General features: G+C 59.2%; 11 protein-coding genes. All 11 read left to right on the top strand.

All coding sequences use genetic code 11. From position 1 onward, the window contains the following. Window positions 1–344 (top strand): peptidoglycan-associated lipoprotein Pal (pal, locus tag ACUTJJ_RS13370; RefSeq protein ID WP_445542479.1); only part of this gene is annotated, 344 nt, incomplete at its 5' end. A 157-nt stretch (window positions 345–501) separates the two neighbouring features. Continuing rightward, window positions 502–1,509 (top strand): tol-pal system protein YbgF, encoded by a 1,008-nt coding sequence (ybgF, locus tag ACUTJJ_RS13365; RefSeq protein WP_445542478.1) that lies wholly within the window; start codon window positions 502–504, stop codon window positions 1,507–1,509. Between the two features lie 27 nt (window positions 1,510–1,536). Then, the gene (tilS, locus tag ACUTJJ_RS13360) at window positions 1,537–2,871 is read left to right on the top strand and encodes a tRNA lysidine(34) synthetase TilS (protein ID WP_445542480.1); all 1,335 of its coding nucleotides are present in this window, start codon (window positions 1,537–1,539) and stop codon (window positions 2,869–2,871) included. Window positions 2,872–3,025: 154 nt separating this feature from the next. Next, window positions 3,026–4,990: an ATP-dependent zinc metalloprotease FtsH gene (gene ftsH / locus ACUTJJ_RS13355; RefSeq protein WP_110758059.1), complete on the top strand. Its 1,965-nt coding sequence runs from the start codon at window positions 3,026–3,028 to the stop codon at window positions 4,988–4,990. Between the two features lie 189 nt (window positions 4,991–5,179). Then, complete coding sequence (gene glmM, locus ACUTJJ_RS13350; RefSeq protein ID WP_445542477.1) at window positions 5,180–6,532, top strand: phosphoglucosamine mutase; 1,353 nt, start codon at window positions 5,180–5,182, stop codon at window positions 6,530–6,532. Between the two features lie 186 nt (window positions 6,533–6,718). Beyond that, a complete protein-coding gene (locus ACUTJJ_RS13345; RefSeq protein ID WP_445542476.1) occupies window positions 6,719–7,564 on the top strand; it encodes an outer membrane protein in 846 nt (281 codons plus the stop codon). 213 nt (window positions 7,565–7,777) lie between these two features. Next, a complete protein-coding gene (locus ACUTJJ_RS13340) occupies window positions 7,778–8,956 on the top strand; it encodes a phosphoserine transaminase (RefSeq protein ID WP_445542475.1) in 1,179 nt (392 codons plus the stop codon). Window positions 8,957–9,041: 85 nt separating this feature from the next. After that, window positions 9,042–10,637 carry a phosphoglycerate dehydrogenase gene (serA, locus tag ACUTJJ_RS13335; protein ID WP_144576658.1) on the top strand — a complete coding sequence of 532 codons (1,596 nt, stop codon included), beginning with the start codon at window positions 9,042–9,044 and terminating at the stop codon, window positions 10,635–10,637. Window positions 10,638–10,857: 220 nt separating this feature from the next. Further along, a complete protein-coding gene (locus tag ACUTJJ_RS13330; protein WP_445542474.1) occupies window positions 10,858–11,940 on the top strand; it encodes a Tim44 domain-containing protein in 1,083 nt (360 codons plus the stop codon). Window positions 11,941–12,368: 428 nt separating this feature from the next. Next, window positions 12,369–13,559 carry an OpgC family protein gene (locus tag ACUTJJ_RS13325; protein ID WP_445542473.1) on the top strand — a complete coding sequence of 397 codons (1,191 nt, stop codon included), beginning with the start codon at window positions 12,369–12,371 and terminating at the stop codon, window positions 13,557–13,559. A gap of 190 nt (window positions 13,560–13,749) precedes the next feature. Then, complete coding sequence (gene mnmA, locus ACUTJJ_RS13320) at window positions 13,750–14,946, top strand: tRNA 2-thiouridine(34) synthase MnmA (RefSeq protein ID WP_445542472.1); 1,197 nt, start codon at window positions 13,750–13,752, stop codon at window positions 14,944–14,946. Window positions 14,947–15,024 lie beyond the last annotated feature (78 nt).

The following is a 15,024-nucleotide window of genomic DNA, read 5'->3' as shown; positions in this document are numbered from 1 at the left end:
TCAATGTCGGCGACCGCATCTTCTTCGACACCGATTCCACCTCGATCCGCGCCGACGCGCAGCAGACCCTTCAGCGTCAGGCTCAGTGGTTGGCTCGTTATCCGAAATACGCCATCACTGTTGAAGGTCATGCCGACGAGCGCGGCACGCGTGAATACAACCTTGCGCTCGGCGCCCGCCGCGCCGCAGCGACCCGTGACTTCCTGATCTCTCAGGGCGTGCCGGCAAACCGCATGAAGACGATCTCCTACGGCAAGGAACGTCCGGTCGCTGTCTGCGACGACATCTCCTGCTGGTCGCAGAACCGTCGCGCTGTGACGGTTCTCGGCGGCGCTGGCATGTAATCGTCTGACGCTATTGTGAACGTGAATGAAGGGCGGTCTTCGGGCCGCCTTTTATTTTTTCATAGTTTGGCCGAAGTTAAGTTGCTTTTTCGGTTGATATGGAAAAAATCCGGGTTGCATCATTCCGATGCAAATCAGTTAAGGCAGGACGAATGAGATGAAGAAACTTGTCGTGGCGGGAATGCTGGGGCTTGCAGCCTGCACCGGCTTGAGCGGCACTGCCGTTTCGGGTCCGCTGTTCGGTGCGGGGGGTAGCTTCGGCACGATCAACTCTCAACAGCAGCCCCCGGTCATCCGGGTTCAGGCCAATGAAGCCTATCGCGTTCAGCAGCTTGAAGAGCAGATCCGGCAGCTCAACGGCCGTATCGAAGAAATGAGCTTCCAGCTTCTGCAGATGCAGGAAACCATCCGCAAGGCGCAGGAAGACAATGAATTCCGCTTCCAGGAACTGGAAGGCGGCAAGGGTGCAAGTCCCGCAGCAGCGCCGAAAAAGAAGGCGGAAGCAAGCCCGGTCAGTCCGGCGACACCTCCGACCGACGACGTTGCAACAATCATCGAAACGCCACCCCAGGGTGGCGCTTCCGTTTCTCCGTCTGCTCCCTCCAATGCTCCGACCGCCGCGCCGGGTGAGACGACTTTGGGTTCGATCGAACTCGACTCGAAGGGGATGCCGATCGGTGGTACGCTTAACTCGGGCGCGAACAATTCTTCCGGCAGCCTTCCGGGTGTGACGACGGGCAACGCCCCGCGTAAAACGGACCCGGTCAATACCGCCGCTCTGACGAGCGAGGGCGACATCTATCAGGCGGCCTATGGCCATGTGCTGTCCGGTGATTACAAGTTGGCAGAACAGGGCTTTCAGCAGTACCTTCAGGGGTATCCGAAGGGTTCAAAGGCTGCGGATGCCAGCTTCTGGCTGGGTGAAGCGCAATATTCTCAAGGCAAGTTCAACGAAGCTGCCAAGACTTTCCTGAACGGCCACCAGGCTTACGGCAAATCGCCAAAGGCTCCCGAAATGTTGATGAAGCTCGGCATGTCGCTTGCGGCTCTCGACAATACCGAAACGGCCTGCGCGACCCTGCGAGAGGTGCCGAAGCGCTACCCCAACGCGTCGAAGACCGTGCTGAGCAAGGTTGCCAGCGAACAGAAGCGTCTCAGCTGCTGATTTTCCCCTGCGAGGGCGGGTATGTCTATGCCTGATGATGGCACCCAGCCGGACGCGCCGGTTTCGCCGCTCACCGCGGCACGGTCCTTTGTCGAAAATCTAGGCAAGCCCACCCACATCCTCGTTGCAATCTCCGGCGGCAGCGATTCAACAGGCCTGTTGCTGGCGCTGTGTCAGGTACAGGCGGAAACAGGGCGGGAGCGCCTCCAGCTTTCCGCCGTCACTGTCGACCATGCGTTGAGAGCCGAATCGGCTTATGAGGCCGAAAGGGTCGCGAAACTTTGCGCTGAGCTTTCAGTTCCCCATATGATCCGCCGATGGGAGGGCGCCAAGCCCGCCTCCGGCATTTCCGAGGCGTCGCGATTGGCCCGCTACCGTCTGGTCGCGGAGGTGTTCCGGCAAACCCGCGCTGATTTTGTGGTGACCGGGCATACGCTGGGCGACCAGCGGGAAACCGTGGCGATGCGTGCCGCCCGCAATGGCGGCAGTGAGGCTGTCGGCCTTTCCGGTATGGCAGATGCGGTTTTATACGAAGGTCAATGCTGGGTCATGCGGCCCTTCCTCCGTTGTGAGAGGCAGGCGATCCGTGGCTATGTCCTGTCCCGTGCGCAGACTTGGCTCGACGACCCCAGCAATGAAAACGTACGATATGAACGCGTGCGGGTCCGCAACAGCCTCTCTCGGTCTCCCTCACCAATCGATTTTGAGCTGTCCCTCAAACGACAGGTCCTTGCTCGGAAGACAGCCGCATTTCTGGCGGATCGCGCCCAAATCTTGCATGCGGCACTGGCCAGAATCGCCAATGAAGACGTCGATCCCGATCGCCCGGAGTTTCGCCACGGGCTGGCAGCCCTGATTGCCACTCTGGGCGGCAGAGCGTTTTTCCCGGCTGCAGGCAGCATGGAGCGTGTCCTGGAGTTTCTGCGAGAGGGCGACGCCGGGCGGATGACGGTGGGACGTGTGCTTCTGGATCGACGGCGCGACGCCCTTTATCTGCTACGCGAGCAACGAAACCTTCCGCAGCTGTTGGTCGGTTCGCAAAAGACAGCGGTTTGGGATGACCGCTTCGCCGTGAAGAATGGATCGCCCGTTTCGGTGCTTGTCAAAGCGGGCAGCGCTGGCGATGCCGCTCGGTTGGTAGGGCCTTTTGCCACGGCGCCATCGAGCGTCCTGAAACAGGCTGTGGCGGGGCTGCCGCAAATTGCCGCAGCTCAGGTTGGTGTGCCGCTGCCGCCTGATGCCGTCAGCATCGCACCGAGACTTGCGCCTTTCGACCTTTTCCTGCCGCGTTTCGACCTCGAACTGGCAAATGCAATCGCTGCTTTATTCGGGCGACCTGCCTATCCACAGCCACCGGTTTAAATCCGGCCTCTTTTTCGTGAATTGCTTTGGAAGAGTTTTTACACCAAAACGCATCAGAAAGTGCGCTTTGCCTTGGCAAGGGCATATGTCGTCCTTATGTTAGGGGCACATAATGGCGGGCAGCAGGTTTGTCCGTGTGAGTTCGGGGAGTTCGATGAACCCAAATTTCAGAAATTTCGCCTTGTGGGCCGTGATCGCCCTGTTGCTGATCGCGTTGTTCAGTATGTTCCAGACATCGCCGACGCAGACTGGTTCGCGGGAAATCCCGTATTCCCAGTTCCTTCGTGATGTGGACTCCGGGCGAGTTCGTGACGTGACCGTCACTGGTAACCGGGTTCTCGGAACCTATACTGAAAACGGCACGGCCTTTCAGACCTATTCCCCCGTCATTGACGACAGCCTGATGGAGCGCTTGCAGAGCAAGAACGTCACCATCGTGGCGCGTCCGGAAAGTGACGGCTCCTCCGGCTTCCTGAGCTACCTCGGCACACTTTTGCCGATGTTCCTCATCCTCGGCGTCTGGCTGTTTTTCATGCGGCAAATGCAGGGCGGCTCGCGGGGCGCGATGGGCTTTGGCAAATCCAAGGCAAAGCTGCTGACGGAAGCGCATGGACGCGTCACATTTGACGACGTGGCTGGCGTGGACGAAGCCAAGCAGGATCTTGAGGAAATCGTGGAATTCCTGCGTGACCCGCAGAAGTTTCAGCGCCTTGGCGGCAAGATTCCGCGCGGCGTGCTGCTTGTCGGTCCCCCGGGCACTGGTAAGACGCTTCTTGCGCGTTCCGTCGCGGGTGAGGCAAACGTCCCGTTCTTCACCATTTCAGGCTCGGACTTCGTTGAAATGTTCGTCGGCGTCGGCGCAAGCCGCGTACGCGACATGTTCGAGCAGGCCAAGAAGAATGCGCCCTGCATCATCTTCATCGACGAAATTGACGCCGTTGGCCGCCATCGTGGTGCCGGCCTGGGTGGCGGTAACGACGAACGCGAACAGACGCTGAACCAGCTTCTCGTCGAGATGGACGGCTTCGAGGCGAATGAGGGCATCATCCTCATCGCGGCGACCAACCGTCCTGACGTTCTGGACCCCGCACTTCTGCGTCCCGGCCGCTTCGACCGTCAGGTTGTCGTGCCGAACCCTGACATCGTCGGGCGTGAACGCATCCTCAAGGTGCATATCCGCAACGTGCCGCTGGCACCGAATGTCGACCTCAAGGTTCTGGCCCGCGGCACTCCCGGTTTTTCCGGTGCGGACTTGATGAACCTCGTCAACGAAGCTGCCCTGATGGCCGCCCGTCGCAACAAGCGCGTGGTTACCATGCAGGAGTTCGAAGACGCCAAGGACAAGATCATGATGGGCGCGGAGCGCCGCTCCTCCGCCATGACCGAGGCCGAAAAGAAGCTGACCGCCTACCACGAAGCCGGTCACGCCATCACCGCGCTGAAAGTTGCCGTTGCCGATCCGTTGCACAAGGCGACGATCATTCCGCGCGGTCGCGCCCTGGGCATGGTGATGCAGCTGCCGGAGGGCGACCGCTATTCCATGAGCTACAAGTGGATGGTATCGCGTCTCGTGATCATGATGGGTGGCCGCGTCGCCGAAGAGCTGACTTTCGGCAAGGAGAACATTACCTCGGGCGCGTCCTCGGACATCGAGCAGGCGACCAAGCTTGCCCGCGCCATGGTCACGCAGTGGGGCTTCTCCGACGCTCTTGGCCAGGTGTCCTACGGTGAAAACCAGCAGGAAGTCTTCCTCGGCCACTCCGTGTCTCAGTCGAAGAATGTTTCTGAAGCCACTGCTCAGACGATCGACACCGAAGTTCGTCGCCTGATCGATGAAGCTTACGCCGAAGCGCGGCGCATCCTGACGGAAAACCACGATGGCTTCGTGGCGATTGCAGAAGGTCTGCTTGAATACGAGACCCTGACGGGCGACGAAATCAAGGCCCTCTTGAAGGGCGAGAAGCCCGCGCGCGATCTGGGCGATGATTCGCCCGGTAGCCGTGGCTCGGCAGTGCCAAAGGCTGGCACCAAGAAGGACGGCCCGAGCGAGGCCAAGGGTGACGGCGAGGCCAAAGGCGACGGTGAGGCGGAGGGTGGCATGGAGCCGCAGCCGCACTGACAGCTCCAGCAGTTTTGCTATTGTAAAAGGCCACCCGGATTTCCAGGTGGCCTTTTCATTCTGGTAACAAGATATAAGCCATTTTTGTGGTAATTTACGTGCTGTTCATTCTCGTTTGTGGCATCTAGCCAAAAACGCTGCCGGTTGTTTTTGTCTTTGCCCGGCAAGCCTGAGAGATTTGGAGTTCAAATGGCACGTCGTTATTTCGGAACCGATGGTATCCGCGGACAATCGAACGTCTTCCCGATGACGCCTGATCTGGCGATGCGGGTGGGCATTGCCGTAGGAACGATTTTCCGCCGTGGTCATCATCGCCATCGCGTGGTCATCGGTAAGGATACGCGGCTCTCCGGATATATGCTTGAGAATGCGCTGGTCGCGGGCTTTACGGCGGCAGGACTGGACGTGTTTCTGCTCGGACCGATCCCGACCCCGGCCGTGGGCATGCTGACGCGCTCGCTGCGGGCCGATATCGGTGTGATGATCTCCGCATCCCATAATCCGTTCTCTGACAATGGCATCAAACTTTTCGGGCCCGATGGCTACAAGCTTTCCGACGAGCTGGAACTGGAGATCGAAGACCTCCTCGACAAGGATATTTACGCCCAGCTTGCCAAGCCATCTGAGATCGGCCGGGCGAAGCGTGTGGATGGCGATATCTATCGCTATATTGAATTCGTCAAACGCACCCTGCCACGTGACGTCACGCTGAGCGGTCTTCGGATTGCCATCGACTGTGCGAATGGTGCGGCCTACAAGGTAGCGCCTGCCGCTCTGTGGGAGCTTGGTGCCGAGGTTGTCACCATCGGCAACGAGCCGAATGGTATCAACATCAACCTCGAATGTGGCTCCACTCACCCGGAAGCCCTTCAGAAGAAGGTCCACGAGGTGCGGGCCGATATCGGCATTGCGCTCGATGGCGATGCGGATCGCGTTATTATCGTCGACGAACGCGGCGAAATCGTCGACGGCGACCAGTTGATGGCAACGATTGCCGATAGCTGGGCGGCAGACAACATGCTTCGTGGCGGCGGCATCGTTGCGACTGTCATGTCCAATCTTGGCCTTGAGCGATTCCTCGGCGATCAGGGACTGACGCTTGCACGCACAAAGGTCGGTGACCGGTACGTTGTTGAGCATATGCGCAACCACAATTTCAACGTCGGTGGCGAGCAGTCGGGTCATATCGTGTTGTCGGACTACGGCACGACGGGGGATGGCCTTGTCGCCGCCCTGCAGGTTCTGGCGAAGGTCAAGCGCTCGGGCCGCACTGTCAGCGAGGTCTGCCGCAAGTTCGAGCCTGTGCCGCAGCTTCTGAAGAATGTCCGTATCTCCGGTGGCAAACCGCTCGAAAATCCTGTGGTGCAGCAGGCCATTGCGGATGCCGAAAGTGCATTGGCCAGTGACGGCCGCCTGGTTATCCGTCCTTCCGGCACCGAGCCGCTCATCCGTGTCATGGCGGAAGGGGACGACAGCGCCAAGGTGGAGCAGATCGTCAATGATCTCGTCGTCGTCATAACCAACGCACGCTCTGCGGCGTAACTGATTTGGTTTGGATGTAAAAAGCCGGTCCCGGAGGAGGCCGGCTTTTTATTTGGGGTTTATCTAATAAACATAGTGAATCATCGTGGTTAATTGGGACTTAACCATTTTACGTCAATCTCCATGACTGAACAGTTCACTGGCATCTGCTGCCGAACCGCACGTGCCTCTTCTGGAGTGGAAGTCATGAAAAACGTCCTGGCCGGATTTCTGGCCGTCCTGCTGACCGGTACAAGCGCCATCGCTGCCGATCTTTATCAAGCCGAGCCCGCACCTGCCTATGTCGATGCCCCCGAGGTGTCCGTCACTCAGGCAAGTGGCTGGTACCTGCGCGGCGACGTCGGTTATTCCTTCAACAAGCTTCGTGGCGCTAATTATTATCAGGGTGGACCTGGTGGCTATCTCGCGGATTTCGAAACCGCGAAAATCAAGGACAGCTACAATATCGGCGCGGGTGTCGGTTACCAGTTCAACAACTATTTCCGCAGCGATCTGACCTTCGACTATATGGGCAAGGCGGACTTCCGTGGCTCCACCCGCGGGTTCTGTGGCAATGGCGCTCCCTGCGTTTCTACCGATCTGGCCGCGTTGCGCGCCTACACGCTGATGGCTAATGCCTATGTCGATCTCGGCACCTATGGTCGCGTCACGCCTTACGTTGGCGGCGGCGTCGGTGCTGCCTACGTCAAGTGGGACAAGCTTCGCAACACCTCCTGCGCGACCGATGGATCGGGCTACTGCGACGAGACGACGGAACACGGCGGTCGTGGCAAGTGGCGCTTCGCTTACGCGCTGATGGCTGGTGCTTCTATCGATGTCACCTGTAATCTGAAGGCCGATGTCGGCTATCGTTTCCGCCACATCAACAAGGGCGAAATGTTTGCCTATGAGAACAATGGCGGCCCCGGCCGCGACAAGGGCCTCTATTCGCATGAAGTGCGTCTCGGCGGTCGTTATGTCTTCAACGGTTGCGATACAGCGCAGTACATGCCGCCCGCCGATATTCCGCTGCAGCCTGCCGTTTATAAATAAACGTCACGCACCGCTGGTAGTTTCAGACCGTCCGCACCCTTCGGGTTGCGGGCGGTTTTGTTTTACCGGCATCTGACGCCGCGCATGGCGCATATTGGCCAAGATTCTTTTGCGCAGCGACATTATCCGCTTGACTGGAACCGGCGACAGGAATAGCAACGGCGTCAGGACACCTCTCCCTAACGAGAGGCGCCTATCTGAAAGGGTAGTTAAATGACAGATATCGTGAAGCCGGACGTTCGTCCGGGCAATACGCATTTTTCCTCTGGTCCCTGCTCGAAGCGCCCCGGTTGGTCGCTAGATGCTCTCTCCGATGCACCGCTCGGTCGCTCGCATCGCGCCAAGGTTGGCAAAGCCAAGCTGAAGCAGGCCATCGATCTCACCCGTGAAATTCTCAATGTTCCCGCCGATTATCGTATCGGCATCGTTCCCGCGTCCGACACCGGCGCCGTAGAAATGGCGCTCTGGTCGCTGCTCGGTGAACGTGGCGTCGATATGCTGGCCTGGGAAAGCTTCGGCGCCGGCTGGGTCACCGACGTCGTCAAGCAGCTGAAGCTGAAGGACGTTCGCAAGTTCGAGGCCGATTATGGCCTGCTGCCGAACCTTGCCGACGTCGATTTCGACCGTGACGTGGTCTTTACATGGAACGGCACGACCTCGGGCGTTCGTGTTCCCAACGCCGATTTCATTCCCGCCGATCGCAAGGGTCTGACCATCTGCGACGCCACCTCCGCGGCGTTTGCGCAGGACATGGACTTTGCGAAGCTCGACGTCGTCACCTTCTCCTGGCAGAAGGTTCTGGGCGGCGAGGGCGGTCATGGCGTCATCATCCTGTCGCCGCGCGCCGTTGAGCGTCTGCTGAGCTATGCCCCTGCCTGGCCGCTGCCGAAAATCTTCCGCATGGTCTCCGGCGGCAAGCTGATCGAAGGCATCTTTACCGGCGAAACCATCAACACGCCGTCCATGCTCTGCGTTGAAGATTACATTGACGCGCTGCTCTGGGCAAAGAACCTCGGTGGCCTCAACGCGCTGATCGGCCGTGCTGACGCCAATGCCAAGGTTATCTACGACTTCATCGAGAAGAACGACTGGATTGCCAATCTGGCCGTGAAGCCGGAAACCCGCTCCAACACGTCCGTCTGCCTCAAGATCGTTGATCCCGAGGTACAGGCGCTGGATGCCGCCGCGCAGGCAGATTTTGCTAAGGGCATCGTCGCCTTGCTCGAAAAGGAGAATGTCGCCCTCGATATCGGCGCTTACCGTGACGCACCGTCCGGTTTGCGCATCTGGGCCGGCGCGACCATCGAGACGGCGGATATGGAAGCCGTCATGCCCTGGCTCGCCTGGGCTTATGAGACACAGAAGGCAACGCTTTCCAAGGCCGCGGCCTGATTTTGATACCGGCCCTGCGGTGATGCAGGGCCGCGCATTTCCCATTCGCACATTTCCATCCCTTCCTCCAAGGAGCCCGTGAACCATGGCACCTCGCGTACTCGTATCCGACGAACTGTCGGAAACCGCCGTCCAGATTTTCCGTGATCGTGGCGTCGAAGTCGATTTCCAGCCGAAGCTCGGCAAGGACAAGGATAAGCTCGCCGAAATCATCGGCAATTATGATGGCCTTGCCATCCGTTCCGCCACCAAGGCGACCGAAAAGCTGATCGAAGCCGCGACCAATCTTAAGGTCATCGGCCGCGCCGGCATCGGCGTCGACAATGTTGACATCCCGGCTGCCTCGCGCCGCGGTATCATCGTCATGAACACGCCTTTCGGCAACTCCATCACGACGGCGGAACACGCCATCGCTTTGATGTTTGCCGTCGCGCGCCAGCTTCCGGCAGCCGATAGCTCCACGCAGGCCGGCAAGTGGGAAAAGTCGAAGTTCATGGGTGTAGAGATCACCGGCAAGACGCTCGGAGTCATCGGTGCCGGCAATATCGGCTCCATCGTCTGCTCGCGTGCGCTTGGCCTCAAGATGCATGTTCTGGCCTACGACCCCTTCCTTTCGCCGGAGCGCGCGCAGGAGATGGGCGTCACCAAGGTTGAGCTGGACGAGCTGCTGGCGCAGGCCGATTTCATCACCCTGCATGTACCGATGACCGACAAGACGCGCGGCATCCTCAATGCCGAGAACCTTGCCAAGACCAAGAAGGGCGTTCGTATCGTCAACTGCGCCCGTGGCGGTCTGGTGGATGAGGCAGCTCTTGCCGAAGCCATCAAGTCCGGCCATGTCGCTGGCGCCGGTTTCGACGTGTTTGAAGTTGAGCCCGCCACCGAGAGCCCGCTCTTCGGCTTGCCGAACGTCGTCTGCACGCCGCATCTCGGCGCGTCGACCACCGAAGCTCAGGAGAATGTCGCTCTTCAGGTTGCCGAGCAGATGTCGGACTACCTCGTCAAGGGTGCGGTCTCCAACGCCATCAACATGCCGTCGATCACGGCTGACGAAGCACCGCGTCTGAAGCCCTTCATTCGTCTGGCGGATGTTCTCGGTTCTTTCGTTGGTCAGGTGCAGGAAAGCGCCACTAAGGAAATCGAAATCCTTTACGATGGCGCAACCGCCAACATGAACACCAAGGCGTTGACCAGCGCGTTGCTGGCCGGCCTCATTCGCAGCCAGGTAGCTGACGTGAACATGGTTTCGGCGCCTGTCATGATCAAGGAGAAGGGCATCATCCTGTCCGAAGTCAAGCGCGACAAGACCGGCGTTTACGATGGCTACATCAAGCTGACGGTGAAGACGGAAAACCAGATCCGCTCGGTTGCCGGCACGGTGTTTTCGGACGGCAAGCCACGCTTTATCCAGATCAAGAACATCAATATGGACGCCGACGTTGGCGCGCACATGATCTACATCACCAATACGGACGTTCCCGGCATGATCGGCTTCATGGGAACCACGCTCGGCGAAGCTGGCGTCAACATCGCGAACTTCCAGCTCGGCCGTGAAAAGGAAGGCGGCGACGCCATCGCCCTGCTTTACGTTGACGGCCCGGTTTCCGAAGAGGTGCTGGACAAGCTGCGCGCCAACCCGGCCATCCGCCAGGTCAAACCGCTGACGTTTAACGTCGACTGATCTATCGTTCCTCCCAAGGGGACAATAGGAACCGGTGCGGGGGAAACCCTGTGCCGGTTTTTGTTTCCAGTTGTCATTATTGCGGCTTTTGCCATCTGTATCGCGCAGTGGTTGCATATCACAAAAAATTTAAGCCGCGCGGTCTAAAAATGATGATCGTGAGTTGCTATATCGGCTGGCGAGATGCCGCTCATGGGAGGGTGGCCAACAGGAGATAACGATGTTTGCTGCCTTTCGGCGCTTCAAGGGTTTGTTTGCAGTCGCCGCGCTTGGTATCGCGGTGTCTTTCGTTGCGGTTGACATGGCAGAGGCGCGCCGCGCCAGCGGCGGATTCGGCAGCCGTGGAACGCGGACCTACTCCGCACCCCCTTCGACCAGCACGGCACCCGGCCAGACCGCGCCGATCAATCGTAGCATGACGCCCAACACCAATCAGGCTGCACCGAGCACGGCTCAGCCTGCCCGTCCAGGCGCCCAGGCTCCGCAGCAGAGCCGCGGCCTGTTTGGCGGCATGATGGGTGGTTTGATGGGCGGTCTGCTCATGGGCGGCCTGTTCGGCATGCTCCTTGGCGGCGGCTTCGGCGGCATGGCTGGCTTCTTCGGCATGTTGTTGCAGGTGGCATTGATTGGCTTGCTGGTGATGCTTGCCATGCGCTTCTTCGCCTCGCGCCGTCAGGGCCAGCCGGCCTATGGTTCTGCAGGCAATTCTCAGCGCGCTGATAACACGCGCTCCTCCTTCAACGGTGGTCCCCAGTCTGGCCCGGCAGCATCGTCCTTCAAGATCCCGAAAATCGGAGCCCTGGCTGGCACAACCGCCGGCGCGGCGACGGCCACGGCGGCGACTGCGACGGCCAAGCCTGTAGCGCATGCTAACGCCATGTCCGAAGGCGATGAAATCGGGATTACCCAGAGCGATCTCGAAACCTTCCAGAAGATGCTGGAGGATGTTCAGGCCGCCTATGCTGCCGAAGACTACGGCACATTGCGCAAACTGACGACGCCGGAAGCCATGTCCTATCTCGCCGAGGAACTGAGCGACAACGCGACGAGCGGCGTGAAGAACGACGTGCGTGACGTGACCCTGCTCCAGGGCGATGTTGCCGAGGCATGGCACGAGGAAGGACAGGATTACGCAACCGTTGCGATGCGTTATTCCGCTATTGACGTGATGCGGGATCGCAATTCTGGCAAGGTGATCGAGGGCGATGAGATGCATCCATCCGAAGCGATTGAGATGTGGACCTTCGTTCGCCGTCCAGGAAATGATAACTGGCAGGTTGCTGCGATTCAGGCCGCCGCCTGATAATTTTTGTCACGCATGATTCGAGAAGCCCGGGGTTCAATTGCTCCGGGCTTTTTCCTGTCGGGGGAGCGCCTTCCTCACAGGAGAAAGCGCGGCAAAATCTTACGGACGACATCTCGCCGGGCGATTGACGGCCGTTTTTCGTCTCGCGTTGCTATGCAAGGCTTTACACCCTGAAAGTCGAGGCATATCACACGCGCATGGCTAATTCCTCCACGGAATCGCCTTTTTTCATTCATCGGCCATTCAGTCCCGACATTCTAACCACGCTCTGTACACGCCAATGTGAATTTTCGCGATAGTCCTAAACCGCTTTGGGCAGGGAACTTCAGCAGAAAATCCGCGTTGACAATCCAATTCCCGGCGTCTCGCAGGCCGGGCTGGGTGGCCGGGCAATGCACGGCCCGCGAGAACGGAGAGCTATCGAAATGAAACGCTTCGACCTGATCGACGGGATGCGTGGTTACTTCCTCGTCTTCATGATGATCAACCATCTGGTGTTTGCTGGCGGCTTCTGGCTGGTGGAAATCAATCACCGACAATTCGCATTCGTCGAGGATGCGCAGGGCTTCGTGTTCCTGTCCGGTCTGCTGATCGGCATGGTCTATGCCCGAAAAATGATGAAATACGGCTACGATGCCGGCAAGCAGATGATCTGGAACAGGGCCATGGAGCTTTATCGCTACGCGATGGGTCTTGTCATCGCGGTCCTGTTTTTCCGCATGGTCATCCCCCATGCGCCTTACATCTGGTACAACTGGCTTGGCATGACGTCGTTTGACGATCCGCTGCGTCTCGCAGCGATTGCGACATTCCTATTCCAGCCAACCTTTATGGATATTCTGCCGCAATATATCGTCTACATGCTGTTCGCGCCGATCCTTGTAAAGCTTTGCCTAGATGGCAAGTGGGCCTATGTCATGGCTGGCTCGTTGCTGGTCTGGATGGCCGGGCAGCTCGGCCTGCAGCAGATCGTGACGGCCCCGCTGAACGAACTTGTCAAAGGTGCAGATGAGCAGGGTATCCGCGTGAGCTTCAATCTGCTTGGTTGGCAGCTTGTGTTTTATTCGGCTCTTGTGATGGGCGCGATGACCGCACAGAACCGCATTCCGTGGAAGAAGATTTTCTCGCCGGAGCATACGTGGCTGCCGAAGGCTGCTCTTCTCATCTGCCTGTTCTTCATGCCGCTGCGCATTGCCACGGCCTGGGGCCTGATGCCCGAATTCATGATGGGCAAGTTTTCGACCATGGAAATCCGTGCCGACTTCGGCCCGGTTTACCTCATCAACTTCCTCGCCGTCGGCGTAGGGTTGACATGGCTTGTTATTGCAGGTCCGTACCATCACCGGCCGATCGTGCGTTCGATCGCCGAAGGTGTGATCTGGGTCCTGTCACTGAAGTTCCTGCAGCTGCTCGGCCGCCACTCGCTTCAGGTCTACGTCTGGCATGTGGCTATCGTCTACGCCGTCTACTATCTGGACGGGCGCACGGCCGAGCTTTCGCAGCTGAACAAAACGCTCATCGCCTTTACCGCTATTGGATTGCTGGCCCTGCCGGCGCTGTGGAGGGAACGCGACAAGTGGTTCGGCAGCAGCGGTCAGAAGACGGCAGGCGCGTAGGGTCGTCTCAGAGTTCGCGACAGTACGGGGCGGTTTTCCGCCCCGTACTTGCGTGCGAGGCCATTCCTTTCTATATGCAGCCCTTAGATCCGCAGGCAGGCAGTCCGAAATGGCGGCCAATATGCTCGCTGTGGATGACCGACAGGCGGCGGGGCCTTTACCCCCGTTATGACTGACGATGGGAAAAAACGTGAACACGCTCGATTTTGACAAGAGGCCGGAAGATACCCGGATCGTTGTCGCCATGTCCGGTGGCGTCGATTCTTCCGTAGTTGCTGGAATCCTCAAACGCGAGGGCTATGATGTCCTTGGCATAACGCTGCAGCTCTACGATCATGGTGCGGCGGTGCACCGCGCTGGTTCCTGTTGCGCTGGGCAGGATATCGATGACGCGCGCAGGGTCTGCGAAACCCTTGGCATTCCGCATTACGTGCTGGATTATGAGGCGCGGTTCCGCGAAACCGTGATCAATCCCTTTGCAGAGGCCTACGCGATGGGTGAAACGCCAATACCCTGCGTTGCCTGCAACCAGACGGTCAAATTCGCGGATCTGCTCGCAACGGCGCAGGAACTTGGCGCCGATGCGCTGGCGACAGGCCACTACATCCGCTCGCGCCCCAACCCGGTTCCCGGCCAGCCGGGACGGCGGGCGCTCTATAGACCGATCGATAGCGACCGCGACCAGAGCTGGTTCCTGTTTGCGACCACGCAGGAACAGATCGATTATCTGCGTTTTCCGCTCGGCGGTCTCTCCAAGGCCGAGACCCGGGCGCTCGCCGAGGATATGGGACTTGTCGTTGCCAAGAAGGCCGACAGTCAGGACATCTGTTTTGTCCCGCAGGGCAAATACACCGATATCATCAACAAGCTGAAGCCGAATGCGGCCCTGGCGGGTGATATCGTCCATCTGGACGGCCGTGTGCTCGGCCGCCACGACGGCATCGTGCATTATACGATTGGTCAGCGCCGCGGCATCGGAGTGGCGACAGGTGAGCCCCTCTATGTGGTGCATCTCGATGCGCGTGGCCGCCGTGTCATCGTTGGCCCGCGGGAGGCCCTGGAAACCCACCGTGTCTATCTCCGTGACATGAACTGGCTGGGTGACGGTGAGTTGACCGAGGATGCCGGGAAGGGGTTTGCCTGTTACGCCAAGGTGCGCTCCACCCGCCCGCCGACAGAAGCGGTGCTGCACGCCGATGAAAACGGAATCTATGTGCATCTGATGACAGGTGAGGCGGGCGTCGCGCCCGGTCAGGCCTGCGTTCTGTATTCCGCCCCAGGTGCCGATGCCCGCGTTTACGGCGGCGGCTTCATCGAGCGCTCCGAGCGCTCGGCAGAAGCCGAGGCATCGCTGAAGGCTCTCCTCGAAAAGCCGGTTGCCGCCTGAAACCATTCGCTTTTCGCAACAATGCGGAAAGCGAATTTTTTGCGCATCTTGCGCTTGACACCTTAGGGAGCGGCACCT

This window comes from Agrobacterium sp. DKPNP3, assembly GCF_052686535.1.
Note: the sequence above shows the minus strand (reverse complement) of the source record. Positions and strands in the feature narration are given on the sequence as shown.